Consider the following 26,196-nt stretch of genomic DNA (forward strand, 5'->3'; position numbering starts at 1 on the left):
GCGTAAGGTAGGTGTCACGACGCGGGGTGGAGCAGCTCGGTAGCTCGCTGGGCTCATAACCCAGAGGTCGCAGGTTCAAATCCTGTCCCCGCTACAGAGGTAGGAGGCCCGTGTCTGCGGAAAACGCAGACACGGGCCTCCTTCGTATTTGTCCCGGGGGTTGAACCCCCGGACCCCCGCCAGGAGGGCTCCGCCCCCTGGACCCCCGGGCGTCGGTCGCGTGGGGTGCCCGAGGTGGCGGGGGGAGCGAGGGACCTTTGCTACCGCGAGCGGGAGCAAGGGACCTTTGCTACCGCCGGTGGGGGAGCGGTGGACCTTTGCTATCGCGTGGGGGCGACCCAGCAGGCGTAGCCATCGGGGCGGTACAGGACGGCGTCGGTCGAGGGCCACGGCAGGGCCGTGACCAGTTGCGTGGTCAGACGGGGTGAGTGGGCGTGAGCCCGGGCGGCATCGACGTGGGCCTGAGTGGTCGTCAGGAGCACGAAGCCGCCGTCGCGGAACAGGGTGCTGGGACGCAGCGGGCCGGCTTCGGTGGCGACGTCCTGGTCGGTCAGACGCGAGCCGAGCGCGGGATGCGACGTCCCGTGCGTCGTGTAGCGGATCCCGAGGCCGGAAACCATGCCCGACAGGTACCGGCTCACCTCGGGTAGCTCCGCAAGGTCACCGAAGAGGGCGCGAAGCGCGCGAGACTCGTGAGAGCGCGGAGTCAGCCCCAGCTGAGCGGCGACGTTGTGCAGCACCTGAGCGCCCACGGGGTGCCGCTCGGCCTCGTAGGTGTCGAGCAGGTCGTCACCGGCCCAGCCGCGCACTGTCGCGGCGAGCTTCCAGCCCAGGTTCATGGCGTCCTGCACACCCAGGTTCAGTCCCTGGCCACCTGCCGGGAAATGGATGTGCGCGGCATCCCCTGCCAGCAGCACCCGGCCGACGCGGTAGCGCTCCGCCTGCCGCGCCGCGTCGGAGAACTGTGACGCCCAGCGGATTTCCGACACCGTCGCCGTCTCGCCGTACGAGTCGAGCAGGGCCTGCCGGACTTCGTCGTGCGAGATGGCGGACCGGATGTCCTTGGGGCGCGAGGCCCGATCGCCGTACACGAACCGGTAGAGCCTCGGCTCTCCCAGCGGGATCAGGCCTTTGAACGTGGTCGCCCCGGTCGGCTCACCGACGTTCCGCATCGTTCGCCACTGTTTTTGCGCACCGGCGGGGATTTTGTCGAACAGGACGTCCGCGACCACCCCGTAGCCTTCACCGTCCACCCCGGGAAAGTCCACGTCGAGTCCTTTGCGTACAACGCTTCGAGCGCCGTCGCAGCCGACGAGGAACTTCGCGTGCAGCCGGTTCTCGCCGCTGTCTGTTCGGTACCGAACAGAGACAAAGTCCTTGTCCTGCACGAAATCGATTACTTCGGCGCCGCGGACCACCTTTGTTCCTTGTGTGGCAAGCCGTTCCTCCAGGTACGCCTCGACCTGTGCCTGCGGAATCCCCAGCTGGAAAGGGAATCGAGTGTCCCAGCCGTCGTAGCCGATCGGGATCATCGCGAAATGCCCGTCCCGCACCGTCGCGAACGAACGCTCCTCGGCGCCGTCCAGAAGTCCGCGCAGCTCCAGCATTTCCGCGGTCCGCGGCTGCAGGTTCAGCGCCTTCGACAGTCCCGTGCGCTCGTGATGCCGTTCCAGGACCACGACATCGACGCCGGCGATCGCGAGTTCGTGGGCCAGCATCAGCCCCGTCGGCCCCGCTCCGGCAACGATCACGTCCGTCCCCAGGTTGTTCATACCACTCCTTAACGACGTTAAATTGACCTGCGGCCAGCGTGCCCTTAACATCGTTAAATTGTCAAGGTGCTTCCGCTGGAACGAGGGGCAAAAGTGGGTCTGACCAGGCAGGACATCGTCCGCGCCGGGCTTCGGCTGCTCAACGACGTCGGGCTCAACGGCCTGACGCTCCGCCTGATCGCGCAGGAACTCGGCGTCAAGGCGCCCGCGCTGTACTGGCACGTGAAGAACAAGCAGGAGCTGCTCGACGAGATGGCGACGCAGATGTACGCGGACGCGATGCCGGGCCGTGTTCCCGAGGGAACGGGGGAGCGGGAAGCGCTCGAGCTGGCGTCACGGGCCTTACGCCGGATGATGCTTGCTTACCGTGACGGGGCGAAGGTCTTCTCCGGGACTTTCCTGACCGACGACAGTCTTCTTGGTGACAATCCGTTTCAAGGGCGCGTCGACGCGGGACTCGAACTGCACCTGGCCGGACGAGCGTTGTTCACCGTGTACAGCTACGTCATCGGTTTCACCATCGAAGAGCAGGCCGTTTACCCGGTTCCGGGCGAACGGGACCCGCGTTACGACGTCACGCCCACGGCTTGGGTGTTCGACGAGGACATCGAGGGCAGGTTCGCCGACGGGCTGACCATGGTGCTCAACGGCGTCTTCGGCTGGCTCGATGACAAAGTCGTGCCATAACACCTGGTCAAAGGCTCTTTGGGAAGTTAGGGGTACCCGCCTGAAAGTCGGTTTCACCCCCATGTAATCTATTAACACAACGACGCGGGGTGGAGCAGCTCGGTAGCTCGCTGGGCTCATAACCCAGAGGTCGCAGGTTCAAATCCTGTCCCCGCTACTGAAGAAAACGAAGCGCGGATCTGCGGAAATCGCAGATCCGCGCTTCTTCGTTTCCGGGATCCCGTGGTTCGCGCGGTGCTCACTCCCTGTCGTTGGTCGGGGCGGGGGACGGGTACCGCTGTCCGTGGCCGTCGCCGGTTGCGTAGCGTGTCCGGTCCATTGTGGACAGGCGTAGCGCGTTGGGCCGAATGAGCGCATATCACTAGCCACAATGGACAGATGTGCTGACCACAGTGGACACAGGTTCCGAAAAGTGGGACCGTAGAGGACGTGTCCGAATTGAATGCAACAGCCGCCGCACTGCTCGGTCTTCTCCACGACGGTCCCGCCACGGGCGGGCAACTGGTCGCGGGGGCGGGTGAGCGTTTCGGCGCCTTCTTCAGCGTGACCCGCAGCCAGGTGTACCGCGAGCTCCCCGCCTTGTCGAAGGAGGGCCTCGTCCGCCTCGGCAAGCAGGGCCCGCGGTCGAGCCAGCAGTACCTCATCACCGCGGCGGGCAAGAAGGCGTTCAAGACGTGGCTGACCTCCGAAGCCGGTCCTGACCACCTCCGCAGCCCGCTGATCCTGCGTCTCGTGCACGCCGGTTCGCTGACGGTCAAGCAGCGTTCGGCCCTGCTCGAGTCGGCCCGCGCGAGCTACACGCAGCAGCTCGACGAGGCCAAGGCCGCCACCAAGGCCGCCGACGGCCCGTACGCCAAGGCCGTCGCCGAGTTCGCGCAGGCGCAGGCCAAAGCCGCACTGAAACTGCTGGATTCCATCCCCCAGTCCTGACCCGGACAGGTGCCCACGGCCGGTTCCCCGCAACCGGTCGTGGGTTTTGCCGTAACCTTGGCCGACGTGAGTGATGAGTTCGATGCGGCACTGAAGGACCTGGCCGGCAAGCTGACGCAGATCGAGTCGGTGATGGACCTGGATGCGCTGCGTGCCCAGGTGGCCGAGCTGGAGGAACAGGCATCCAGCCCGAACCTCTGGGACGACCCCGAAGCGGCGCAGAAGGTCACCAGCCAGTTGTCCCACCGGCAGAGTGAGCTGCGACGCATTTCCGAGCTGCGGCAGCGGCTCGACGACCTGGGCGTCCTCTACGAACTGGCCGAGGCCGAGGGCGACTCCGCCAGCGTGTCCGAGTCCGAGTCCGAGCTGACGGCGCTCACCAAGGACATCGACGGGCTCGAGGTCCGCACCCTGCTGTCGGGTGAATACGACCCGCGCAACGCCGTGGTCACCATCCGGTCCGAAGCGGGCGGCGTGGACGCGGCCGACTGGGCCGAGATGCTGCTCCGGATGTACCTGCGGTGGGCGGAGCGCCACAACTACCCGACGGACGTCTACGACATCTCCTACGCCGAGGAAGCGGGCATCAAGTCCGCCACCTTCAAGGTGAGCGCGCCCTACGTCTACGGCACGCTCTCGGTCGAGCAGGGCACGCACCGGCTCGTGCGCATCTCGCCGTTCGACAACCAGAGCCGCCGCCAGACCTCCTTCGCGCACGTCGAGGTGATGCCCGAGGTCGAGGAGGTCGACCACGTCGACATCCCCGAGAAGGACATCCGCGTCGACGTGTACCGCTCGTCCGGCCCCGGTGGGCAGAGCGTGAACACGACGGACTCGGCGGTGCGGATCACCCACATCCCGACCGGCGTGGTCGTGTCGTGCCAGAACGAGAAGTCGCAGCTGCAGAACAAGGCGGCCGCGATGAAGGTCCTCCAGGCGCGGCTGCTGCAGCGGAAGAAGGAGGAGGAGCGCGCCGAGATGGACGCGCTCAAGGACGGTGGCTCCAGCTGGGGCAACCAGATGCGCTCCTACGTGCTGCACCCGTACCAGATGGTCAAGGACCTGCGGACCGAGTTCGAGGTCGGCAACCCGTCGTCGGTGCTCGACGGCGAGATCGACGGTTTCCTGGAGGCCGGCATCCGCTGGCGCAAGCAGTCCGGAGCCGCGTAACAACCCTGCGTGAGAGAGCAAGGGACCTTTGCTATCACTTTCCGGGAGAGAGTGATAGCAAAGGTCCCTTGCTCGCTTGGCCGCCGGGACCGGGCTACCCGGGCTTAACGACGGGCATGGGTAGTATGCCGAACCGTGATCCGGCTCGAAGAGGTTTCCAAGGTCTACAAGACCTCGACCCGTCCCGCCCTTGAGCGGGTGTCGGTCGAGATCGACAAAGGCGAGTTCGTCTTCCTGATCGGTCCCTCGGGATCCGGGAAGTCGACCTTCCTGCGTCTCCTGCTGCGCGAAGAGGTGCCGAGCAAGGGTCGCGTCATGGTCTCCAACTTCGACGTCGCCAAGCTCGCCCGTCGCCGGGTGCCGCGGCTGCGGCAGACCATCGGCTGCGTGTTCCAGGACTTCCGTCTGCTGTCGAACAAGACCGTCGCCGAGAACGTCGCCTTCGCGCTCGAAGTCATCGGCAAGCCGCGCCCGACGATCCGCAAGGTCGTGCCCGAGGTGCTCGAACTCGTCGGCCTCGACGGCAAGGCCGACCGTCTCCCCAACGAACTCTCCGGTGGTGAGCAGCAGCGCGTCGCGATCGCCCGCGCGTTCGTGAACCGCCCGCTCGTGCTGCTCGCCGACGAGCCGACCGGGAACCTGGACCCCGACACCAGCCAGGACATCATGTTGCTGCTGGAGCGGATCAACCGCACCGGCACGACGGTGCTGATGGCCACCCACGACCATTCGATCGTGGACTCGATGCGGCGAAGGGTCGTCGAGCTCCAGCTCGGCAAGGTCATCCGTGACGACGCCCGAGGCGTCTACGGCATCGGCCGCTGACCGGCCCCGCCCTCCTCCGTAACCCACGACTTCCAAGGGACATCAACCCCGATGCGCGCCAGTTTCGTCTTCAGCGAGGTAGTCACCGGCTTGCGCCGGAACGTCACGATGACCATCGCGATGATCCTCACCACCGCGGTCTCCCTCGCCATGCTCGGCTTCGGCCTGCTGGCCGTCGGCACGATCGACAAGATGAAGGCCAACTTCCTCGCCGACGTCGAGGTTTCGGTCTATCTGGTCAACGACATCAGCGCGGGTGACCCGAACTGCTCGCAGTCCGCTTGCCAGACGCTGCGCCAGGACCTGCAGGGCAACGAAGGCGTCGAGTCGGTCGTCTTCGAGAACCGCGAGCAGTCCTACGAGCGGTTCAAGAAGATGTTCGAGAGCCAGCCGGAACTGCTCGCGCTGACCGGGCCGGAGGCGCTGCCCGCGTCGCTCCACGTCAAGCTGAAGAACCCCGAGCGCAGCCAGGCGATCATCCAGGAGTACACCGGCAAACCCGGCGTCTCCAAGGTCGACGACCAGCAGAAGGCGCTCGACCGCGTGTTCAACGCGCTCAACGGTGTGCGGAACCTGGCCTTCGGCGCCGCGCTGATCATGGCCATCGCCGCGCTGCTGCTGATCGCCAACACGATCCAGGTGTCGGCGTTCACCCGGCGCACCGAGGTCGGCATCATGCGGCTGGTCGGCGCGACCCGCTGGTACACGCAGCTCCCGTTCCTCCTGGAGGCGGTGGTCGCCGGCCTGGTCGGTGCGATCATCGGGATCGTCTTCCTGATCCTCACCAAGGTGCTGTTGCTCGACTTGGTGCTCACGGGAGACGTGTTCCCCGCGGTCGGCATGCTCGAATTGCTGTTCCCGGTGGCGCCGATCCTGCTCGCCGTCTCGATCGTCATCTCGGCGATCACCGGCTACGTGACGCTGCGCCTGTACGTGCGCCACTAGCCGCCCGATAACCACCTGCCCGAACACAGAAACTCACGTAGAGTCGCCGCTATGCCCAAGGAACGTGGACACAAGGTGATCGTGTCGAACCGCAAGGCTCGCCACGATTACTCCATCCTCGACACCTACGAAGCCGGTCTCGTGCTCGTCGGTACCGAGGTGAAGAGCCTGCGTGAAGGACGGGCATCGCTGGCCGACGCGTTCGCCACGGTGGACGACGGCGAGGTCTGGCTCCGCAACGTGCACATCCCGGAGTACGTGCAGGGCACGTGGACGAACCACACGCCCCGGCGCACCCGGAAACTGCTGCTCCACCGCCAGGAGATCGAGAAGCTCATCGGCAAGACCAAGGAGAGCGGCCTTTCGCTGGTCCCGCTGTCGATGTACTTCAAGGACGGCAAGGTCAAGGTCGAGATCGCGCTGGCGAAGGGCAAGAAGTCCTACGACAAGCGGCAGGACATCGCCAAGCGGGACGCGGAGCGCACCATCAGCCGGGCCATGGGCCGGGCGCTCAAGGGCCGGTACAACGATTGATCCACGGGCCCGCCTCCGACGCCGAGATCCCCGGCTGGATCTCGGCGCTCGGCATCGACGGGCTCGTGGACCTGCACCTGCACTTCCTGCCGAAGCCGGTCATGGACAAGGTGTGGGCCTACTTCGACCAGGCCGAAGAGCACTACGGCATGGCCTGGCCGGTGCACTACCGCACGCCGGAAGAAGAGCGCATCGAAACCCTGCGCTCGTTCGGTGTGCGCAAGTTCGCACCGCTGGTCTATCCGCACAAGCCGGGGATGGCCGAATGGCTGACCTCGTGGGCGCTGGAGTTCGCGGAACGCGTTCCGGAGGCGGTGCCGACCGGCACGTTCTACCCGGAGCCCGGCGCGCTGTCCGTTGTGGACGGTGCGCTGCGCGCGGGCGCCCGCTGTTTCAAGGCACACGTCCAGGTCGGCGCCTACGACCCGCGTGACGAGCTGCTGGACGGCGTCTGGGGCGCGCTGGCGGACGCCGGCGTCCCGGTGGTCGTCCACTGTGGACACGGTCCGTTGAAGGGCGCCTACACCGGGCTACGGCTGTTCGAGGAGATCCTGGTCCGGCATCCCAGCCTGACCCTGGTGCTCGCGCACGCCGGCATGCCGGAGATCGACTTCGCGTTCGAGCTGGCCAGGAGGTATCCGCGCGTGTACCTCGACACCACGATGGTCGGGGTGGAGTTCACCTCGCGCGGCAATCCGCTCCCGCCGGACTGGCAGGATCTGCTGGCGGAGTTCCCCGATCGCGTCGTGCTCGGCACCGACTTCCCCAACATCCCGTACTCGTACGCCACACAGCTGCGGGCGATCGCCGGCTGGGCCGCCGACGATCGCCTGGGTGAGCCGTTCCTGCGGGCGGTGCTGCACGACACGCCCGCGAAACTGCTCAGCGTTTGAGTTGCGCCACCTCGGTGACCGAGACGGCGCGGCCGAGTAGCCGCGTCCCCAGCTCCGAAACCTGGATCTGCTTGCCCGCCAGGAGGAATCCGCCCGTCGCCAGCGCCACCCACGGCGCCGGGCCCTGGGCGAGACCGTCGCTCAGCGGGGCGAAACCGTGCGCGGCCAGCCCGAGCAGACCGCCCGCGATCGCCAGCCCGGCCACCACCAGCTGAGGCGTGTGGGCGGTCGACGCGGGGCCGGAACCCTGCGTTTCGAAACGGGCGAACATGCGCAGCAGACCGAAGAGCACCAGCCCACAGGCGCCGAGCCACGCGGGGAGCATCGTCAGCCACAGCACGGAACCCGGTTCGGGGGTTTCGTAACCCAGCCCGTAGACCGCGATCCCGGAGACGACGATCAGCGCCGGCATGTGCCACAGGTAGACGCTCATGAACCGCGGGCCGATCCACTTCAGCGCGGCGTCGAGGTTCGGCCGTGCGGCCAGGGCGTTCAGCTGCGGTTTGAAGGCCACCAGGAGCCCGATCTGGCCGATCGCGAGGAAGGCCAGCAGCACGGTCGGCGGGCTCATGTTCGACACCGGGGCGCCCGGCATGCCGATCATGCTCGCGGGGTACGGGCCGAAGGCGACCATCAGCGCGGTGATGCCGAATCCGGCAGCCGACATGCCCAGCGCGGCGTTGCGGCTCAGCGAGCCGAGACGGCCTTGCGTGTAGTGGAAACCGAGCTGGTGCACGGCCATCCAGACGAAGACGGCGTTCGCGAAACCGATCAGGCCGAGGTCGTTGAAGCGGGCGACGTCGACGAGGACGGCGGCGGCGAGCATCACGAGCGGGACTTTCAGGCCCCAGCGGCGATGTGCCGCGGCCAGCATCGGGGTGAGCAGCACGGTGAGCACGTACACGGCCAGGAACCACAGGAGCTGCGCGGCGATCGCGCCGCCGACCTGCAGCGGCTGCTCCGGAATGCCCATGCCGCGCAGGATGTCCGGGACGAACAGCCAGACGGCCACCAGCGGCAGCACCGGGATCATCAGCCGCTTGAGGCGGGCCGCGAGCCACGAACGCGAACTTTCCGCGCGGCTCAACGAGATCAGGTTCGCCGCGCCGCCGGCGAAGAAGACGAGCGGCATGACCTGGCTGAGCCAGGTGATGACCCACCAGCCGGGGGTCGCGAGGGCGTTCCCGGTCGAGAGATGGCCGTCGGCGTACGAGAGCACCGGCATTCCCCAGTGCTGGACGACGACCGCGAGGATCGCGACCGCTCGGACGATGTCCAGGAACCTGTCCCGGCCCTGCTTCCCGCTTGTGTGCATGGAAAAGAGCCTGGTGCTTCGAGGCCGCGAAAACAGCGGTGCGGGCCGCCGTATCGATCTTCCTGTTTTCGCCCTCGGAAGGTGGAGTTTTCCCTACCCCACGCCGTCGGTCTCGGGCTCCGGGAGCGGGGCGGGACACAGCCGGAACTCCCAGCAGTCGTCCTCGGCGAGACCGAGTTCGTAGCGGGTCTCGATCTTCGGCCCGTCGTGCAGATGGACGTGTTTGAGGACGGTGCCCGCGACGGGCTCGGTGTCACCGAACTCCTGGACGCGTCCGTCGAGTGGGCCGCCGAAGAAGCGCGCGCTGTGGGAGGGCCTGTCGGTCATGGGTCCTCCTCGGTTCGGCTCGGCACTCACCTGACAGTCTGCCCATGTTAGGTGAGTGACGGCTTCGCCACCAAGAGCTACTTCAGCGTCCTAAGTAAGTGAGCACCGCGCGGACCCGGCGGTGTTCCACCGAACTCGCTTCGAGGCCGAGCTTCGAGAAGATGTTGCCGATGTGCTTTTCGACCGCGCCGTGCGAAACGACGAGCGAGTTCGCGATCGCGGTGTTCGACAGGCCCTGCGCCATCAGCCCCAGCACTTCGGACTCGCGGGCGGTGAGCGCGTCGAGCGGGTTCTTGCGGCCACGGGCCATCAGCTGCGCGATGACGTCCGGGTCGATCGCCGTGCCACCGCCGGCGACACGTTTGACCGCGTCGAGGAAATCCCCGACGTCGGCGACGCGTTCCTTGAGCAGGTAACCGACTCCGCCCGCGCCGCCGGACAGGAGCTCGACGGCGTAGCTCTCCTCGACGTATTGGGAGAGCACGAGAACCGGCAGGCCCGGGATGACCTCGCGGGCGCCCAGTGCCGCGCGCAGGCCCTCGTCGGTGAAGGTCGGCGGCATCCGCACGTCGACGATCGCGAGGTCCGGCCGGTGTTCCTTGACCGCGACCAGCAGGTCTTCGCCGTTGTCCACGGCGGCGACGGTCTCGATGTCCTCGTCGGCGAGCAGGCGGATCACCCCCGCGCGCAACAGAACCGCGTCTTCGGCGATGACAACCCGCATGCTGCCCCCAGCGTCGTGAGTGAATGGCAGAGCCTATTCACTCACGAGCGGGTCACCATTGGCACGGCAGGTCCGCGCGAATCACCGTCGGGCCACCGGGCGGGCTGACGACGGTGATCACGCCGTCGATCGTGGCCGCCCGGTCGGCGAGCCCGGCGAGGCCGCCACCTGGCCGGACTTCGGCGCCGCCGTGCCCGTTGTCGGTGATCTCGACGATGACCATCGCTTCGGTGCGCCACACCTTCACGCCCGCTTCGGTCGCTCCCGAATGCTTCGCGATGTTCGTCAGCGTCTCGCCGACGATGAAGTAGGCCGTCGTCTCGACCGCCGCCGGGGGCCGCGGTTCGACGTCCACCTCGACGTCGACGTGGATCGGCGATTTCGCGGCCTGCGCGGACAAGGCGGCGTCGAGACCGCGGTCGCCGAGCACGGCCGGGTAGATCCCGCGGGCGAGATCGCGCAGTTCCGACACCGCGAGTTTGGCGTCGAGATGGGCCTCGTCGATCAGTTCGCGCACCGCGGCCGGGTCCTGGTCGAACTTCGACTTCGCGCGGCCGAGACTCATCGCGACGGCGACCAGGCGCTGCTGGGCGCCGTCGTGCAGATCGCGCTCGATGCGGCGGCGTTCGGCCTCGGCGGCGTCGACACCGCGAGCCCGCGACGCCTGCAACCGCTCGGCCTTCTGCTCCAGCTTCGCGGCGCGGTTCGGTCCGAGCAGCGAGTACGCCAGGTTGCCGTGCAGCCACCCGACCCACGGGGTCACCCAGATCGCCATCGGCAGCAGCACGATCGACGCGATCGCGATCGGCAGCTCCAGGCACGCCAACGGGAACGCCGCCATCAGGTAGGCGAGGTCGCGCCACGTCGTCGCGTCGGTCAAGCGGGTCAGCCAGCGCTTGACCAGCGAAAGCCCCTCGACCGGCAGGCGTTCGACCGGCTCGAGCGGAGTCTCGAGCATCGTGCGCGCCCAGCCCCGCTCGCGGTCGGCGGACCAGCGGATGAAGCTGGTCGTGGCCATGAGGATGGGGAAGCCGATCCACACCACCGCCGTCGCGATGCCGACCGCCAGGCCGACGACGATGAGAACGAACTGGAGGAGCCGGAACACGAAGCTGACGATCATGTAGACGATCGACCGCAACGGCCGGGGGCGGGGGATCCCCACCTGCTGTACCTGCTGGTCGATCGTCATCCGTGAACCTCGCCCCATGAATCCTCCAGACGGCGGCGCTGGGCGTGGGTCGGCCCGAGCAGCGCCGTCGCCAGCCGGGCGTGCATCCCGGCCAGCGCCTTCGTCAACGCTACCGAGAGGGCGATGCAGAGCACGCCGAGCGCCGCCCAAGGCAGCGCCGAAACCGTCGAATCGACGGTGAACCACGCGTTCTCCCAGGTCGGGAAGCGGTACTCGCCGCCAGGAAGGAAGCGGTAGTAGATCGGCAGGCCGGCGAGGCCGAGGCTCGTCGACCAGAACGCCGTGACCAGGACGAACTCGATGATCCCGAGCGGGAAGAGGAGGAAGAAGTAGCCGAGGTCGCGCCAGGTCGAGCCGTCCTTCAGCCGCGCCTTCCAGCGCACGGACTGGCCGGCCACGGGCAGCGGGAGATACGGCAGGTCGATGTAGCGGTCGAGCAGGGCGTACACCCTGGCGCGCTCCATCCGGGCCGCGCCGCGGACCGCCAGGATCACCAGCGCGAGGAGCGGCAACCCGATCCAGACGATCGCCGTGCCGATGCCCGCCGAGATGAAGGACATCAGGAGCGCGAAGGCCAGGACGCCCATCGGCAGGTTCATCAGCAGGTAGACCAGCGAGCCGCCGAACGACGGATCGGACCTGCTCAGCTCCCGCTCGGCCGCCAGCGAACTCATGGTCGTGCTCCTCTCCTGTTCGAGGAGTCCAGCATCGCGCCCCGCGGGCGTCCGGTGACATGGTGCGCGCGGGCATCTCCCAGGTAGGGCTAGCCCCACCTGCGGGATTAACCCGGTTGCCGCCCGCGTTATGATGTACAGGTTGTGTCCCACCAAGGGGGTGAACGGTTTCGACTTTGGACGTTGAATCAGGAGAAGCGTGCCGGTGCAGGCGAGAGACCACCGTAAGCGTCATCGCAAACCAATAAGCGCCGAGCCTAAGAGCCAGCGCGAGTTCGCTCTTGCTGCCTAAGCAGTAGAGCAACTCTGTCGGTCCGGGGTCGCCTCCGACCCGGTCACCGGCATCAGCTAGGAGGCTTACCGCTACACCCGGCCGCGGGGTGTGGTTGGGAAACAAACAGTGGCTGGGCCCGTCACTTCAGCTTGTTCGCGTGACTGAAGGGGTCAAGTAGAGACATAGCGGACTGCGCACGGAGAAGCCCTGGTGATGCGCCAGAGGACCCGGGTTCAATTCCCGGCACCTCCACTGGTCGACGGAGCGGCCCTGCCCCTGAGGGGGTGGGGCCGCTTCTTTGTGTGTCGGTCGGGGTGGCACGGGCATCGTCGATGACGAGGACGCAATGGGCCGGCTGGGCAACGACGTTCGTCTCACGCGCGGGCCGGAACTTGTCCGTGTGTTGGCCGAGGGGATCAAGGACGTGGTCTCGTAGGCTCGGGAAATGCGCCTTCATGTGCATCGATGGGGATCAGGTCCGCGTGTCGTTCTCGTGCACGGCGTGCTGCTCGGCGGCAGGGAGGCGTGGCGGGCTCAGCGCCCGTTGACCGAGCGGTGGACGTTGCTCGCGCCGGATCGTCCCGGGCACGGGAAATCGCCGGACGGCGTACAGGATTTCGAAGTCGACGCGGAGTTGATCGCGGAGCAGGTGCTCGACGAGCCCGCGCATCTGGTCGGGCTGTCCTACGGCGCGATCGTCGCGATGCTCGCCGCCGCGCGGCGGCCGGAGATGGTCCGGACGCTCACCGTGATCGAACCGCCCGCGACCGGGATCGTCCGAGGCGACAAGGTCGTCGACGCATGGGACGCCGAACTGCGGAGGTTCCTCGACGGGCCGCTCGACGATCCTCGCGAAGTGTTCAAGGCGTTCTTCCCGCTGGCCGGTGTGCCGTTGCCGATCCCCGATCCGGTACCCGAGACGCTGCGGCGCGGCGCCCGCGCGCTGGTCGGGATGCGGCCGCCGGGAGACGCGGAGCTGCCGCTCGGGACGTTGGCGTCGGCGGATTTCCCGATGCTCGTGATCACCGGGGACCACCGGCCGGAGTACGAGATCATCGCCGACGCGATCGCGGAGGGGACCGGCGCGCACCGCGGGATCGTGCGGGGGATGGGGCATCTGGTGCCGGATACGGGTGCGCCGTTCAATACCCGGATCGAAACTTTTCTGAATCACGGAGCGTAGCGAAATCTAGATCTTTTTCGTCTCAATTCACCCGCGCCGGGAACTGTCGCGGGGTGGGATGTCATGCTGAGTGTCCGACCATGGCCCTCTTTCGAAACGACCCCGTGTCGCCGGAGGGCCGGAAGAAGGTGGCAGATGACCTGGGCTAGGCATTCCAGTCGTCCCGACCCCGCTGAAGACCAGAGCCGCATGGCCGGTGTGCGAGCGGAGGAAGAAGTCCGCCTCACGCTGCAGAACGGCCGAGCCGCTCGAACCGTCGCAGGGCATGCTTCGGACGCCCTCGACTGTGCTGAACTGCTGGCGATGCTCGGGCTCGAGGGAGTCCAGAAGAAGCACGCTCAGCGCATCTGACCCCCGATCCGGGTGGTCAGTTCGGCCGCGGTCAGACGGACCTCCTCGGCGAGGTCCGGCCAAGTCTCCTCACACCCCTCGGCTCCCGGGCAGAGGTGGCGGAGGGTCACGCTGATCGCGGCCATCGGCCGGCCACCGTGGTCGAAGACCGGGCAGGCCACCGAGGCGAATCCTTCGGTGACGTGTCCGTCTTCGATCGCCCAGCCGAGTCTGCCCTCCGCGTTCAGCGTCCGGCGCAGCTCGGCGAGGGTACGCGGGCCGCGACCGGTGCGCAGGACGAAAGCCGACGCGTTCGGGAAGAGCGCGCGGACATGCGGCGACGGCAGATGCCGCAGTATCGCCCTGCCCGACGCCGTGAGCTGGCCCGGCAGCCGGACGCCGACCTCGGTCACCAGCGTTTCCGGGCGGGTGGGGCGCTCTTTGACCAGGTAGAGCGACTCGTTGCCGTGAAGCACGCCCAGATGCGCGGTGTGGCCGACGCGGTCGGCGAGTTTGCGCAGCAGCGGGAGGGCGAGGCGCTCCAACGGGTCGTGCCGCAGGTAGGCCGAGCCGAGTTCGAACGCGGCGATGCCGAGGCCGTAGCGGCGCTCGGCGGGTAAGTGTGTCACGAAACCGGCGGCCTCCAGTTCGGCGAGCAGGTGATACGTCGTCGAACGCGGGAGCCCGAGTTCGCGCGCGATCGCGGCCGCCGACACCGGGCCCGGCCGCGCGGCGAGGGCGCGAAGGATGCCGAGGCCGCGGCGCAGAGCCGGGACCTCGCTGCTCTCACCCATGCCGACCTCCTGTTTCGCTTCGGCGGGGGAGCAAGGGACCTTTGCTACCACTTGTCTCAATGTCGAGAGAGCGGTAGCAAAGGTCCCTTGCTCTCTTTTCGCAGGTGGGAGCGGTGACTGTGTGGGTTTCGGGTCATCCAACGCACCAAAATCCACACGGTCGGTAGGCGCCGCTACGCGGAGTGCAGGGTGGGTGGAAATAGGGACACTCAACGTCTCTATTTCCACACACCCCTCCGCCGCGCGGTAGCAAAGGTCCCTTGCTCCCACCGTGCGTGTCTTGGATACCAGACACAACCACCGGTTGGCGCCGCCCACCAGCGGGCATGGCGTTGTCCAATGGGGCTATGCCGGAAACCGTACTTCTGGGCTCCGAACCGCTTCGGCCCGAACAGGTCGTCGCGGTCGCCCGTGACCACTCGCCCGTCGCGGTCAGCGAAGCGGCCGAGAAGAACCTCGCCGCGACGCGTCAGCACATCGACAACCTCGCGCACGCCGAGACGCCGACGTACGGCGTTTCGACGGGCTTCGGGGCGCTCGCGACCAGGCACATCCCGCTCGAGAGTCGCACCGCGCTTCAGCGGTCGCTGATCCGGTCGCACGCGGCCGGCGCGGGCCCGGTCGTCGAGACCGAGGTCGTGCGCGCGCTGATGTTGCTGCGCCTCCGCACCCTCGCCAGCGGGTACACCGGCATCCGGCCGCAGACCGCGCAAGCGCTTGCGGCCCTGCTCAACGCCGGGATCACCCCGCTCGTTCACGAGTACGGCTCCCTCGGCTGCTCCGGTGACCTCGCGCCTCTGGCCGCTGTCGCGCTCGCGCTGATGGGCGAGGGCGAAGTCGAGTACAACGGCGAAGTCGTCCAGGCGGGCGTAGCGCTGAAGCACGCTGGCATCGAGCCTGTCGTTCTCGCGGAGAAGGAGGGCCTCGCCCTTACGAACGGGACCGACGGCATGCTCGGCATGCTCCTGCTCGCCGCGGCCGACCTGCGCAAGCTGCTCGACACCGCCGACATCACCGCGGCGATGAGCGTCGAAGCGCTCCTCGGCACCGACCGCGCCTTCGCGGCCGATCTCCAGGCGCTGCGTCCGCACCCCGGGCAAGCAAGGAGCGCGCTCCGCATGTGGACGGCGCTCCAGGACTCGAAGATCGTCGAGAGTCACCGCGGCCCCGACTGCAACCGCGTCCAGGACGCGTACTCCCTCCGCTGCGCGCCCCAGGTGCACGGCGGCGCCCGCGACAGTCTCACGCACGCCGAACTCGTCGCGGAGCGTGAGCTTCAGTCCGCGGTCGACAACCCGGTCGTATTGTCCGACGGCCGCGTCGAGTCGAATGGCAACTTCCACGGCGCCCCGGTCGCGTACGTGCTCGACTTCCTCGCCATCCCGCTCGCGGACGTCGCGAGCATCGCCGAGCGCCGCACGGACCGCATGCTCGACAAGGCCCGCTCGCACGGCCTGCCGCCGTTCCTCGCCTTCGACCCCGGCGTCGATTCCGGCCACATGATCGCCCAGTACACGCAGGCGGCCGTGGTCAGCGAGCTCAAGCGGCTCGCGGTACCGGCTTCGGTCGACTCGATCCCCAGCAGCGCCATGCAGGAGGACCACGTCTCCATGGGCTGGTCCGCCGCGCGCAAGCTGCGCAAGGCCGTCGAGGGCCTCAACACCGTCCTCGCCATCGAACTGCTCACCGCCGCGCGCGCCCTCGACATGCGCGCGCCCCTGGTCCCGTCGCCGGTCACCGGCCGGGTCCGGGATCTCGTCCGCACCAAGGTCGAGGGCCCCGGCCCCGACCGTCATCTGGCGCCGGAGATCGCCGCCGCCGAAGAACTCGTCGCGTCGGGTGCCGTCCTCGCCGCGGCCCAACTGGAGGTCTGAGCCCATGACCCGCACGGTCCGTGCCGCCCAAGGCACCACGCTCACCGCGAAGAACTGGCAGACCGAAGCCGCGCTGCGGATGTTCCACAACAACCTCGACCCCGAGGTCGCCGAGCGCCCGGAGGACCTGGTCGTCTACGGCGGCACCGGCAAGGCCGCCCGCAACTGGGCCAGCTTCGACGCGATCACCCGCGAGCTGACCAGCTTGGAGCAGGACGAGACGTTGCTCGTCCAGTCCGGCAAGCCGGTCGGCGTATTCCGCACGCACGAATGGGCGCCGCGGGTGCTCATCGCGAACTCCAACCTCGTCGGTGACTGGGCGACGTGGCCCGAATTCCGCCGCCTGGAAGCCCAGGGCCTGACCATGTACGGCCAGATGACCGCGGGATCCTGGATCTACATCGGCACGCAGGGAATCCTGCAGGGCACGTACGAGACCTTCGCCGCCGTCGCCAAGAAGCGGTTCGGAGGCAGCCTCAAGGGCACGCTCACCGTCACCGCCGGCCTCGGGGGCATGGGCGGCGCGCAGCCGTTGGCCGTCACGATGAACGACGGCGTCGCGCTCGTCATCGAATGCGACCCGCAGCGCGCCCACCGCCGCGTCGAGACGCGCTACCTCGACGAGGTCGCCGACGACCTCGACGACGCGATCCGCCGGGTGGAGGCCGCGAAGAAGGAGAAGCGCGCGCTGTCCGTCGGGGTGGTCGGCAATGCCGCCGAGGTGCTGCCCGAACTGCTGCGCCGCGGCGTCGAGGTCGACATCGTCACCGACCAGACCTCCGCGCACGACCCGCTTTCCTATCTGCCCAAGGGCGTCGGCGTCGACGAGTGGCAGGACTACGCGGACAAGAAGCCCGACGAGTTCACCGAACGCGCCCGCGAGTCGATGGCGGAGCACGTCGAGGCGATGCTCGGCTTCCTCGACAAGGGCGCCGAGGTCTTCGACTACGGCAACTCCCTCCGTGGTGAGGCGAAACTCGGCGGCTGCGAGCGCGCGTTCGACTTCCCGGGGTTCGTGCCCGCATACATCCGTCCGCTGTTCTGCGAGGGCAACGGCCCGTTCCGCTGGGCGGCGCTGTCCGGCGACCCGGAGGACATCGCGGCGACCGACCGCGCGATGCTGGAACTGTTCCCGGAGAACGAATCCCTCGCGCGCTGGATCCGGCTGGCCGGTGAACGCGTCGCCTTCCAGGGGCTTCCGTCGCGGATCTGCTGGCTCGGCTACGGCGAACGGCACCTCGCGGGCCTGCGGTTCAACGAAATGGTCGCCAGCGGTGAGCTCAAGGCCCCGGTCGTCATCGGCCGTGACCACCTCGACTCGGGCAGCGTCGCCTCGCCGTACCGCGAGACCGAGGGCATGGCCGACGGTTCCGACGCGATCGCCGACTGGCCGCTGCTGAACGCGCTGGTCAACACCTCGTCGGGCGCCAGCTGGGTGTCGATCCACCACGGCGGCGGCGTCGGCATGGGCCGCTCCATCCACGCGGGCCAGGTCAGCGTGGCCGACGGAACCCCGCTGGCCGCGCAGAAACTCGAGCGCGTGCTCACCAACGACCCTGGCATGGGCGTCATCCGGCACGTCGACGCCGGGTACGACCGCGCCGCGGACGTCGCCGACGAGCGCGGCGTGCGCGTGCCGATGCGGGACGCCGAGTGACCGCGTCCTCGCTGCTGGAGGAGATCTCGGACGTCGGCCGCGACCCGAAGCGCGGCGGCTACTCCCGCCACGCCTTCGACGCGGCCGAAACCGAGCTGCGCGGGTGGTTCGTCGAGCGTGCCGGGCGGCTGGGGCTGGGCGTCGAGACCGACCGGAACGGCAACATCTGGGCCTGGTGGGGCACCCCCGGCCCGGACGCGGTCGTCACCGGCAGCCATCTCGACTCGGTGCCGGGCGGGGGTGCCTTCGACGGCCCGCTCGGCGTCGCGAGCGCGCTCGACGCGGTGGAGATCTTGCAGGCCAAGGGATTCCGCCCCGCGAAGCCGTTCGCCGTCGTGGTCTTCGCCGAGGAGGAGGGCGGCCGATTCGGCGTGCCCTGCCTCGGCTCGCGGCTGCTGACCGGGACCATCGACGCGGACAAGGCGCGCGGCTTGCGCGACCCGGACGGCGTCACGTTCGCCGAAGCCGCGGCGAAATCCGGCCTCGACCCCGATCGGATCGGGAAGGACTCCGAGCGGCTCGGGTTGATCGGGCGGTTCCTGGAACTGCATGTCGAGCAGGGACGCGGGCTGATCGACCTCGGCTCGCCAGTCGCCGTCGGCAACACCGTGATCGCGCACGGCCGGTGGCGATTCTCCTTCCAGGGGCAGGGAAACCATGCCGGTGCGACGCTGATCGGAGACCGTCGTGACCCGATGATCCCGGCGGCGGAGACCGTGCTCGCCGTACGGAAACTGGCGAGGGCGACCGCCGACGCGAGGGCGACCGTCGGCAGGCTCGTGCCGACTCCTGGCGGGACCAACGTCATCGCGTCCACTGTGGACCTTTGGCTCGACGCTCGTGTGCCGGGTACGGCTACGCCCGAGCTGGTCGCCGAGATCGCGAAGCTGGCCGAAGAGGCGGCCGCGCAGGAAGGATGTCGTGTCGAGGTCAGCAGGGAGTCGTACTCCGACGACGTGATCTTCGACGACGCGTTGCGCCGCGACCTGGGAACCTGGCTGGGCGGGCCGCCGGAACTACCGACCGGCGCCGGGCACGACGCCGCGATCCTCGCCGGGTTCGTCCCGTCCGGGATGCTCTACGTGCGCAATCCCACCGGCATCAGCCATTCGCCGGAGGAGTTCTCCGAGGCGGCGGACGTCGACCACGGTGCCCGCGCGCTCGCGGAAGTCCTGGAGAAACTGTCGACATGACGACATATTGGTGCGAGCGTGCGTGGCTGCCGGACGGGATCGCCGATGCCGTCCGGATCGAGGTCGACGGCGGGAAGATCACCTCCGTGACGGCGAACGCGCCTCGCGAAGGCACCGTCCTCAATGGACTCACCTTGCCGGGGTTCGCCAACGGGCACTCGCACGCGTTCCACCGGGCATTGCGTGGCCGTACGCATCACGATCGCGGGACCTTCTGGACGTGGCGCGAGCGGATGTACTCGCTCGCGTCCCGGCTCGATCCGGATTCGTACTATCGCCTGGCGCGTGGGGTTTACGCGGAGATGGTGCTGGCCGGGTACACGAGCGTCGGCGAGTTCCACTACCTGCACCACGCGCCGGGCGGAAAGCCTTACGCCGAACCGAACGCGATGGGTGAGGCGCTGCGGCAAGCGGCCAGGGACGCCGGGATCCGGCTGACGTTGCTCGACACCTGTTACCTCGCGGGTGGTATCGGTGTGGAGCCCGACGAGGTGCAGCAGCGGTTCTCCGACGGATCCGCCGGGAAGTGGGCGCAACGAGTCGGCGAATTGCGGGAGGACGAGACGTTCCGGGTAGGTGGTGCGATCCATTCCGTGCGTGCCGTACCTGAGGATCAACTGTCCGAAGTGGATCGTGGAACCGGGCCGCTGCACATCCATCTTTCCGAGCAGCGGGCTGAGAACGAGCAGTGCCTGGCGGCTTACGGCCGGACGCCGGCTGGGTTGCTCCACGACTGCGGAGTGCTCACCGAGCGGCTCACCGCGGTGCACGCGACGCACCTGACCCCGGGCGACATCAAATGGCTCGGCGAGGCCGAGAGCCGCGCCTGCTTCTGCCCGACGACCGAGCGGGATCTCGGTGACGGGATCGGCCCCGCGCGGACGCTGCTGGACGCGGGGGTGCGGCTGTCGCTCGGCAGCGACAGCAACGCGGTCGTCGACGCGTTCGAGGAGACCAGGGCGCTGGAACTGAACGAGCGGCTCGCCAGCGAGAAGCGCGGCCGGTTCACCGCGGAGGAACTGCTCGCGGCGGCCACGGATCACGGCGCGGTCGGCTGGTACGAGGTCGGCGTGCTGGCTCCGGGCGCGGGAGCGGATCTGGTGACGGTCGGCCTCGGTTCGGTGCGGACCGCGGGGATCGAGCCGTCCGGAGTGGTCTTCGCCGCTTCCGGCGCCGACGTCCGGGAAGTCGTCGTCGCCGGGCGGGAGATCGTCCGCGATGGCGTGCATCAGCTGACCGACCGGCCGGAAACGGTCTTGGCCAAGGAGATCGAGGCATTGTGGCAGTCCTGATCACGGGAATCGGCGAGCTCACCACGAACGACGCCGAGTTGGGGAAACTGCACGACGCGGCCGTCGTCGTCGAGGGCGAAACGATCGCCTGGGTCGGCGCGGCCGCGGACGCGCCCGGCGCGGACGAGCGGGTCGACGTCGAGGGCCGCGCGGTGCTGCCCGGCTGGGTGGACAGTCACACGCACCTGGTGTTCGCCGGGGACCGAACCGCCGAGTTCGAGGCGCGGATGGCAGGTAAGGCGTACAGCGCCGGAGGGATCGCGGTCACCGTCGACGCGACGCGGTCGGCGTCCGACGAGCAGCTGGCGGCGAATCTGCGGCGGCACGTCGGCGAAGCGGCGAGGCAGGGCACGACCTGTCTGGAAACGAAGACCGGATACGGGCTCAACGTCGAGGACGAGGCGCGTTCGGCGCGGATCGCCGCCGAGGTGGCGGACGAGGTGACGTTCCTCGGTGCGCATCTGGTGCCGCCGGGCGCGGACGCGGAGTCCTATGTGGACTTGGTCTGCGGTGACATGCTCGACGCCGTCGCGCCGCTCGTGCGGTGGGCGGACGTGTTCTGCGAGACCGGCGCGTTCGACGAGGCGCAGTCCGGGCGGGTGCTGAAGGCGGCGCGGGAGCGCGGGCTCGGGCTGCGGGTGCACGGGAACCAGCTGGGGGAGGGGCCGGGCGTGCGGCTAGCCGTCGAGCTGGGGGCGGCGAGTGTCGACCACTGCACGTACCTGAGCGAAGCGGACGTCGAGGCTCTCGCGGCTTCGGACACCGTCGCGACCTTGCTGCCGGCGTGCGACCTGTCGACCCGGCAGCCGCTGGCGCCGGCGCGGCGGCTCCTGGACGCGGGGGCGACGGTGGCGCTGGCCAGCAACGCGAACCCGGGGAGCTCGTACACGACGTCGATGGCGTTCTGTGTGACGACCGCGGTACTGCAGATGCGGATGACGATCGACGAGGCGGTGTGGGCGGCGACGGCGGGCGGGGCTCGCGCGTTGCGGCGTGACGATGTGGGCTTCGTGCGGCCGGGGGCGCGCGCCGACCTTCACGTGCTGGAGGCGCCCTCGACGACGCACCTCGCGTACCGGCCGGGGGTGCCGCTGACGGCCGCGGTGTGGCGGCGCGGGGAGCGTCTGACCAGCGGTTTCGCCGCAAAGTGGTAGCAAAGGTCCCTTGCTCCCCCGCGGCGGTCAGGAGGCTTGGTCGAGGGTCTCCTGAACAAGCTCACGTAGGGCGGGCGGGAGTTCGCCGAGCAGGTGGGACCACTGCTCGACCCGCTTCTGGCTGAGGTGGGTGAGCAGGTCGAGCACCGGCGCCCACAGGTCCTCGTCGGCGGCCGCGACCTGCAGAAGGCCGCGGAACCGGGTCTCGGAGAGCAGCCCGAGGACGTGATCGATCCGGCTCTTGTCGTCGAGGACGAACGCGATCCGGATCAGCGCGTCGTCGCCGATGACGGCCAGCGCCCGGCGCACCGTCGGATCGGGCAGGTGGCCGACGAACCGGCCGACGGTGATCCAGTCCTCACGGCGCACCAGCTCGCCCGCGACCGCGACGACGGTGTCGAGCGGGATCCTGGCGATGATCGCGCTCGCGCGGCGCGGGTCCAGCTCGGCCGCGACGTCGGCCAGGAACGGCGTCCTCAGCCGCTTCGCGACGTCGACGCCCCGGGAGACGTCCACCAGCCCGGCGATCCGCGCGCACAGAAGCGGGCCGAAGACCTTCTCGGCGATCTTCGCGAGGATCGGGCTCGGGACGAGCTTGCTCGCCATCGCCATCCGCTCGAGGGCGGCGAGGTTGGCGTCGAACAGCGTGTCCGTGACCTGCTCGCGGAAGGTCTGGAGCTCGGCGGCATCCACGCGCTCCAGGTAAGAAAGCCGCTCCGGGGTGGTGCCGAGGACACGGGCGAGTTTGAGGATCTCCGCCTGCGCGGCGAAGTTTTCGGTGGTCACAGGCCCACCACCTTGCGTACGGCGCCGCGCAGAAGCGCGGGTACGTACTTCAGGCCCTCTTCACCCGCTTCGGCCAAGGCCTTGGCCTGTCGGTGACGCGCGTCGCGCAGCGCGTCGGAGAGGTCTTGCTTCTCGGTGTCGGCCAGGGCTTCGATGCCTGCCGGGACAGGACCGCCTAGCTGACCGGTGAGTGTGCGCTCGGCCATGGTCGATCATCATGCCTCATCGACCGGGGGAAGCAGGGGACCTTTACTTTCGTCCATGGCGGATCCCTCGTCACGGCTTGTAGCGTCCTGTCGTGTGAAGGATCCTGAGGAACCCGTGCGGCGCGGGCGGCGGCTGGTCATGGACGTCGCCCTGTGGCTCGGGCTCTGCGGCTGGGTGGTCATCGACGCCGGATCCAGCACGAGACATTGGGAGCTGCTCTTCGGGCTCACCACGACCACGGCGGCGATCGCGGTGTCGCGCCGGTATCCGCTCGTCTCCCTCGCCATCGCGATGTTCGCCGCTTTCGTCGTCATGGGCAGCTTCGGCGGCCGGGTGCCGATCTGGGAGGGGTTCGTCCTCGTCGCGGTGGGTTACCTCGCCGGCTACCGGCGGCCGGTCGCGAAGCCGATGCTGCGCGTGTTCGCCGTCGTTTCCGTGATCGCGGTCCCCGTGGCGCTGGTGTGGAGCAAGGACGGGTTCGCGTCCTGGGGAGCGCTGCTCGGCGTCCTGGTCTTCGCGGGCGTGACACCCTGGCTGCTGGGCAGGTACATCCGGCAGCGCGAGGACATGGCCCGCGACGGCTGGCGGCGCGCCGAGGAGATGGAGAGCCGTCAGCGGCTCGTCGCCGACCGCGCGCGGCTGCGCGAACGGACGAGGATCGCCAGCGACATGCACGACTCCCTGGGTCACGAGCTGAGCCTGATCGCGGTGCGCGCGGCGGCGCTGGAAGTCGCGGGCGGGCTCGACGAGCAGCAGCGGCGGGCGGCGGGCGAGTTGCGGCAGAGCGCCGCGACGGCGACCGAACGGCTGCGCGAGATCATCGGGGTCCTGCGCGAGGACGACGCGCCGACCGAGCCGGTGCACGAGAGCATCGATGAACTGCTCGACCGCACCAGGGCCTCAGGCGTGCTGATCGAGTCCTCTGTGGACGCACCACTCGACGGCGAACCGCAGATGGTCGACCGCGCCGCGTATCGCGTGGTCCAGGAATCGGTCACGAACGTGGTGAAACACGCGCCGGGGGCGGCCGTCACCGTCCGGGTGACGCGGTCGGCGGGACGGACGGACGTCGTGGTCACCAACACGGCGCCGCCGGCGGGGCCGTTGCCGGGCCGGGCTTCGGGCAGGCGCGGGCTGATCGGCCTGCGCGAGCGGGTCCGGCTGGTCGGCGGGACCCTGCGGGCAGGCCCGCACGACGGCGGATTCGAGGTCGGCGCGACCCTGCCGCACGACGCCGCGCCGTCGGAGGAATCGCCGGAGAGCCAGGCGGCGATGGACGCCGAGGTGGGGCAGTCGACGTCGGCAAGGGAACTCGAACGTGCGCGCCGGGACGTGCGGCGCAGCCTGATCCAGGCGATCGTCGTGCCGATCGGGCTGTTCGGCCTGGTGGTCGGGATCAGCGGTGCGGTGTTCCTCGTCCAGTGGTACCGCTCCGAACTCCCCGGCGGCGACTACGACCGCATCCGGATCGGCCAGACGCGCGCCGAGATCGCGTCCCTCCTGCCCGACGGTCAACGGATCGCGCGGCCGCGGGCGGTGGAGCCGCCGGTTCCCGCGGGGGCGACCTGCGAGTACTACGGCACCGAGCGGAGCGTGTTCAACTTGAACTACGAGGCCTACCGGTTGTGCTTCGCCGAGGGGAAACTCGTGGCGAAGCACGTGATCAGTGAAGACGAGCAAAGGGGGGACCCGGATGATCCGGGTGGTGCTGGCCGATGACGAGGCGATGATCCGCGCCGGCGTGTCGGCGATCCTGGCCGCGGACGCCGGGATCGAGGTGGTCGCGGAAGCCGAGGACGGCCGCGCCGCCGTCGAGCAGGCCCGCGCGACCAGGCCGGACGTCGTGCTCCTCGACATCCGGATGCCGGTCATGGACGGGCTCAAGGCGGCCGAGGAGATCCGCCGGTTGCTGCCCGAGGTGGGCGTGATCATGTTGACCACGTTCGGCGAGGACGCCTACATCGAACGCGCGCTCGGCCTCGGCGCGAGTGGCTTCCTGCTGAAATCCGGCGACCCCCGTGAACTGCTCGGCGGGATCCACGCGGTCGCGGGTGGCGCGGCGTTCCTTTCGCCGAAGGTCGCGCAGCGCGTCATCGCCCGCTTCTCCGGCAATCAGGTCTCCCGCGCCGAAGAGGCGAAGGCGCTGATCGGCAAACTGACCCCGCGTGAGCAGGAAGTGCTGGCGCTGCTCGGTTCGGGACTGTCCAATGCGGACATCGCCGCGAAGCTGTTCGTGGTCGAGGGCACGGTGAAGGCCTACGTCAGCACCATCCTCGGCCGGCTCGGCGCGCGGAACCGGGTGCAGGCCGCCATCACCGCGTACGAGGCGGGGCTGGTCGGCGGGGGACAGGCGGAGTCCAGCCGCTGACGCCGGCGCCGATACGGGCGGTGAGCGCTCCGGGGAGGAGCCGGAACACGCCGTTGCGGACGGCCACGGCGAGCGGGTTGCGCAGCTGTGGGCCGATCTTTCCGGCCTGGACCGACGCTTTGACCACTGATTGGCTGCGCGGGCGGCGCTGCTCGTCGTAACTCTTCAGCGCCGCGTCGACGTCCTCGGTGGTGCTGAGCGCGGCGGCGAGGACGACGGCGTCTTCGATCGCCTGGCAGCCACCCTGGCCGAGGAACGGCGGCATCGCGTGGGCCGCGTCGCCGAGGAGCGCGACACGTCCTTTGACGTAGGTGAGCAGGGGAGTGCCGAGCAGGTAGAGATCGTGGTGGAGCAGCGTCTCGGGCGTGGTCGCGTCGATGAGCTCGGGAATCGGTTCGTGCCAGCCGCCGAAGCGGTTTCGCAGATACGACTTCGGGTCCTCGTGCCGGACGCCCGGTTCGGCGACGTAACTCGCCCACCAGTAGACGCGGCCGTCGTGCAGCGGGATGACGCCGATCTCGGCCCCGTCGTCCCAGCTCGTGCTGAGTTCTGTCGGGTGAGGGAGGGTGGTCACGGCACGAAAGGCCGTGCTGCCGCTGTAGACCGGTTCGGGATGGCGTGGCCAGAGTTGCTTGCGGGCCATGCTGTGGATGCCGTCCGCGGCGACGATGACGTCGGCGTCGAGATCGTCCAGGCTCGTGACTTCCACACCGGTGCGGACGCAGTCTTCGGGCAGGGCGTCGCGGAGCGCGCCGATGAGATCCGCGCGGTGGATGGCGGCGAGCGGACGGCCGTGGTGACGGCGGAACGCCTCGGCATCCCACCGGGTGATGCGGCGGCCGTCGCGGTCGTGGAGTCCGCCGGAGGATTGTTCTTGTTGCCGGGAGAGGCGGACGCCCAACGTCTCCAGTGAGCGCAGGGCGTTCGGCCACAGGGAGATGCCCGCGCCGACGGCGGTAAGTTCCGGCGCCTGTTCGAGGACGGTGACCTCCCAGCCGATGCCGTGCAGCCCGATGGCGGCGCTCAGTCCGCCGATTCCCCCGCCGATCACGATCGCTTTGCGCATGTCGACCTCCTCTACATTTGTAGAGTACTA

Annotated in this window: 26 protein-coding genes, 2 tRNA genes and 1 other RNA gene; 19 read left to right on the forward strand and 10 right to left on the reverse strand. The window is 68.8% G+C overall.

The window, feature by feature from the left end; translation table 11 throughout:
- Nucleotides 1–20: 20 nt before the first annotated feature.
- Nucleotides 21–94 (forward strand) — tRNA-Met (locus tag ACZ1DY_RS06870).
- A gap of 226 nt (nucleotides 95–320) precedes the next feature.
- Here ACZ1DY_RS06870 and ACZ1DY_RS06875 read toward each other — a convergent pair.
- Nucleotides 321–1,772, reverse strand: a complete 1,452-nt coding sequence (locus ACZ1DY_RS06875; RefSeq protein WP_465483898.1) for an FAD-dependent monooxygenase — start codon at nucleotides 1,770–1,772, stop codon at nucleotides 321–323.
- Between the two features lie 93 nt (nucleotides 1,773–1,865).
- Between ACZ1DY_RS06875 and ACZ1DY_RS06880 the strand changes: the two genes are divergently transcribed.
- The 8 genes from ACZ1DY_RS06880 (at nucleotide 1,866) to ACZ1DY_RS06915 (ending at nucleotide 7,756) form a co-directional block, all read left to right on the forward strand.
- Nucleotides 1,866–2,459, forward strand: coding sequence for a TetR family transcriptional regulator (locus ACZ1DY_RS06880; RefSeq protein WP_126737134.1), 594 nt, complete (start codon nucleotides 1,866–1,868; stop codon nucleotides 2,457–2,459).
- Nucleotides 2,460–2,542: 83 nt separating this feature from the next.
- Nucleotides 2,543–2,616: transfer RNA gene (locus ACZ1DY_RS06885), tRNA-Met, on the forward strand.
- Nucleotides 2,617–2,888: 272 nt separating this feature from the next.
- Nucleotides 2,889–3,389 (forward strand): PadR family transcriptional regulator, encoded by a 501-nt coding sequence (locus tag ACZ1DY_RS06890; protein ID WP_034322153.1) that lies wholly within the window; start codon nucleotides 2,889–2,891, stop codon nucleotides 3,387–3,389.
- 66 nt (nucleotides 3,390–3,455) lie between these two features.
- Nucleotides 3,456–4,559, forward strand: a complete 1,104-nt coding sequence (gene prfB / locus ACZ1DY_RS06895; RefSeq protein ID WP_465483899.1) for a peptide chain release factor 2 — start codon at nucleotides 3,456–3,458, stop codon at nucleotides 4,557–4,559.
- A gap of 135 nt (nucleotides 4,560–4,694) precedes the next feature.
- Nucleotides 4,695–5,384, forward strand: a complete 690-nt coding sequence (ftsE, locus tag ACZ1DY_RS06900) for a cell division ATP-binding protein FtsE (protein WP_005168409.1) — start codon at nucleotides 4,695–4,697, stop codon at nucleotides 5,382–5,384.
- A 51-nt stretch (nucleotides 5,385–5,435) separates the two neighbouring features.
- Complete coding sequence (gene ftsX / locus ACZ1DY_RS06905) at nucleotides 5,436–6,329, forward strand: permease-like cell division protein FtsX (RefSeq protein ID WP_126737133.1); 894 nt, start codon at nucleotides 5,436–5,438, stop codon at nucleotides 6,327–6,329.
- A 51-nt stretch (nucleotides 6,330–6,380) separates the two neighbouring features.
- The gene (gene smpB / locus ACZ1DY_RS06910; protein ID WP_038518755.1) at nucleotides 6,381–6,863 is read left to right on the forward strand and encodes an SsrA-binding protein SmpB; all 483 of its coding nucleotides are present in this window, start codon (nucleotides 6,381–6,383) and stop codon (nucleotides 6,861–6,863) included.
- Nucleotides 6,860–7,756: an amidohydrolase family protein gene (locus ACZ1DY_RS06915; RefSeq protein WP_257488933.1), complete on the forward strand. Its 897-nt coding sequence runs from the start codon at nucleotides 6,860–6,862 to the stop codon at nucleotides 7,754–7,756. The genes smpB and ACZ1DY_RS06915 overlap by 4 nt, the downstream gene beginning before the upstream one ends.
- On the opposite strand, the gene ACZ1DY_RS06920 is transcribed toward ACZ1DY_RS06915, so the two are convergent.
- The 5 genes from ACZ1DY_RS06920 to ACZ1DY_RS06940 all read right to left on the reverse strand — a co-directional run bounded on the left by ACZ1DY_RS06920 (nucleotide 7,746) and on the right by ACZ1DY_RS06940 (nucleotide 11,988).
- Nucleotides 7,746–9,071 (reverse strand): acyltransferase family protein, encoded by a 1,326-nt coding sequence (locus ACZ1DY_RS06920; RefSeq protein WP_465483900.1) that lies wholly within the window; start codon nucleotides 9,069–9,071, stop codon nucleotides 7,746–7,748. The two genes, ACZ1DY_RS06915 and ACZ1DY_RS06920, sit on opposite strands and share 11 nt — an antisense overlap.
- Before the next feature lie 93 nt (nucleotides 9,072–9,164).
- Nucleotides 9,165–9,398: a hypothetical protein gene (locus ACZ1DY_RS06925; RefSeq protein ID WP_126737130.1), complete on the reverse strand. Its 234-nt coding sequence runs from the start codon at nucleotides 9,396–9,398 to the stop codon at nucleotides 9,165–9,167.
- Nucleotides 9,399–9,480: 82 nt separating this feature from the next.
- Nucleotides 9,481–10,122 carry a response regulator transcription factor gene (locus ACZ1DY_RS06930; protein WP_126737129.1) on the reverse strand — a complete coding sequence of 214 codons (642 nt, stop codon included), beginning with the start codon at nucleotides 10,120–10,122 and terminating at the stop codon, nucleotides 9,481–9,483.
- 52 nt (nucleotides 10,123–10,174) lie between these two features.
- The gene (locus ACZ1DY_RS06935; protein WP_126737128.1) at nucleotides 10,175–11,314 is read right to left on the reverse strand and encodes a sensor histidine kinase; all 1,140 of its coding nucleotides are present in this window, start codon (nucleotides 11,312–11,314) and stop codon (nucleotides 10,175–10,177) included.
- A complete protein-coding gene (locus ACZ1DY_RS06940; RefSeq protein ID WP_465483901.1) occupies nucleotides 11,311–11,988 on the reverse strand; it encodes a sensor domain-containing protein in 678 nt (225 codons plus the stop codon). Before ACZ1DY_RS06940 ends, ACZ1DY_RS06935 begins: the two co-directional genes overlap by 4 nt.
- 156 nt (nucleotides 11,989–12,144) lie before the next feature.
- On the opposite strand from ACZ1DY_RS06940, the gene ssrA reads away from it, so the two are divergent.
- The 3 genes from ssrA (at nucleotide 12,145) to ACZ1DY_RS06955 (ending at nucleotide 13,796) form a co-directional block, all read left to right on the forward strand.
- Nucleotides 12,145–12,517: a transfer-messenger RNA gene (gene ssrA / locus ACZ1DY_RS06945) on the forward strand.
- Between the two features lie 190 nt (nucleotides 12,518–12,707).
- Nucleotides 12,708–13,445, forward strand: a complete 738-nt coding sequence (locus tag ACZ1DY_RS06950) for an alpha/beta fold hydrolase (protein ID WP_465483902.1) — start codon at nucleotides 12,708–12,710, stop codon at nucleotides 13,443–13,445.
- 135 nt (nucleotides 13,446–13,580) lie between these two features.
- Nucleotides 13,581–13,796, forward strand: coding sequence for a hypothetical protein (locus ACZ1DY_RS06955; protein ID WP_125680489.1), 216 nt, complete (start codon nucleotides 13,581–13,583; stop codon nucleotides 13,794–13,796).
- Here ACZ1DY_RS06955 and ACZ1DY_RS06960 read toward each other — a convergent pair.
- Entirely contained in the window at nucleotides 13,784–14,569 is a 786-nt protein-coding gene (locus ACZ1DY_RS06960) for an IclR family transcriptional regulator (protein WP_465483903.1), read from the reverse strand. The two genes, ACZ1DY_RS06955 and ACZ1DY_RS06960, sit on opposite strands and share 13 nt — an antisense overlap.
- Before the next feature lie 347 nt (nucleotides 14,570–14,916).
- On the opposite strand from ACZ1DY_RS06960, the gene hutH reads away from it, so the two are divergent.
- From hutH to hutI, 5 genes are read left to right on the forward strand one after another with little or no spacing between them, the layout of a single operon-like run.
- On the forward strand, nucleotides 14,917–16,443 hold the full coding sequence (hutH, locus tag ACZ1DY_RS06965; protein ID WP_465483904.1) for a histidine ammonia-lyase: 1,527 nt from the start codon (nucleotides 14,917–14,919) through the stop codon (nucleotides 16,441–16,443).
- A gap of 4 nt (nucleotides 16,444–16,447) precedes the next feature.
- A complete protein-coding gene (hutU, locus tag ACZ1DY_RS06970) occupies nucleotides 16,448–18,100 on the forward strand; it encodes a urocanate hydratase (RefSeq protein WP_465483905.1) in 1,653 nt (550 codons plus the stop codon).
- The gene (locus ACZ1DY_RS06975) at nucleotides 18,097–19,293 is read left to right on the forward strand and encodes an allantoate amidohydrolase (RefSeq protein WP_465483906.1); all 1,197 of its coding nucleotides are present in this window, start codon (nucleotides 18,097–18,099) and stop codon (nucleotides 19,291–19,293) included. The genes hutU and ACZ1DY_RS06975 overlap by 4 nt, the downstream gene beginning before the upstream one ends.
- On the forward strand, nucleotides 19,290–20,585 hold the full coding sequence (locus ACZ1DY_RS06980; protein WP_465483907.1) for a formimidoylglutamate deiminase: 1,296 nt from the start codon (nucleotides 19,290–19,292) through the stop codon (nucleotides 20,583–20,585). Before ACZ1DY_RS06975 ends, ACZ1DY_RS06980 begins: the two co-directional genes overlap by 4 nt.
- Entirely contained in the window at nucleotides 20,573–21,739 is a 1,167-nt protein-coding gene (hutI, locus tag ACZ1DY_RS06985) for an imidazolonepropionase (RefSeq protein WP_465483908.1), read from the forward strand. Before ACZ1DY_RS06980 ends, hutI begins: the two co-directional genes overlap by 13 nt.
- A 27-nt stretch (nucleotides 21,740–21,766) precedes the next feature.
- Here the strand turns inward: hutI and ACZ1DY_RS06990 are convergent, their stop codons facing one another.
- Together ACZ1DY_RS06990 and ACZ1DY_RS06995 are read right to left on the reverse strand one after the other, a co-directional pair.
- A complete protein-coding gene (locus tag ACZ1DY_RS06990) occupies nucleotides 21,767–22,525 on the reverse strand; it encodes a hypothetical protein (RefSeq protein WP_465483909.1) in 759 nt (252 codons plus the stop codon).
- The gene (locus ACZ1DY_RS06995; protein ID WP_126737117.1) at nucleotides 22,522–22,731 is read right to left on the reverse strand and encodes a hypothetical protein; all 210 of its coding nucleotides are present in this window, start codon (nucleotides 22,729–22,731) and stop codon (nucleotides 22,522–22,524) included. The genes ACZ1DY_RS06990 and ACZ1DY_RS06995 overlap by 4 nt, the downstream gene beginning before the upstream one ends.
- A gap of 115 nt (nucleotides 22,732–22,846) precedes the next feature.
- Between ACZ1DY_RS06995 and ACZ1DY_RS07000 the strand changes: the two genes are divergently transcribed.
- Nucleotides 22,847–24,451, forward strand: a complete 1,605-nt coding sequence (locus ACZ1DY_RS07000; protein ID WP_257489771.1) for a histidine kinase — start codon at nucleotides 22,847–22,849, stop codon at nucleotides 24,449–24,451.
- Nucleotides 24,426–25,100 carry a response regulator transcription factor gene (locus ACZ1DY_RS07005; protein ID WP_126737116.1) on the forward strand — a complete coding sequence of 225 codons (675 nt, stop codon included), beginning with the start codon at nucleotides 24,426–24,428 and terminating at the stop codon, nucleotides 25,098–25,100. The genes ACZ1DY_RS07000 and ACZ1DY_RS07005 overlap by 26 nt, the downstream gene beginning before the upstream one ends.
- Here ACZ1DY_RS07005 and ACZ1DY_RS07010 read toward each other — a convergent pair.
- Nucleotides 25,045–26,166 carry an FAD-dependent monooxygenase gene (locus ACZ1DY_RS07010; RefSeq protein WP_465483910.1) on the reverse strand — a complete coding sequence of 374 codons (1,122 nt, stop codon included), beginning with the start codon at nucleotides 26,164–26,166 and terminating at the stop codon, nucleotides 25,045–25,047. The two genes, ACZ1DY_RS07005 and ACZ1DY_RS07010, sit on opposite strands and share 56 nt — an antisense overlap.
- Between the last annotated feature and the right edge of the window lie 30 nt (nucleotides 26,167–26,196).

The sequence above is a fragment of the Amycolatopsis sp. PSD-21 genome (assembly GCF_055561455.1).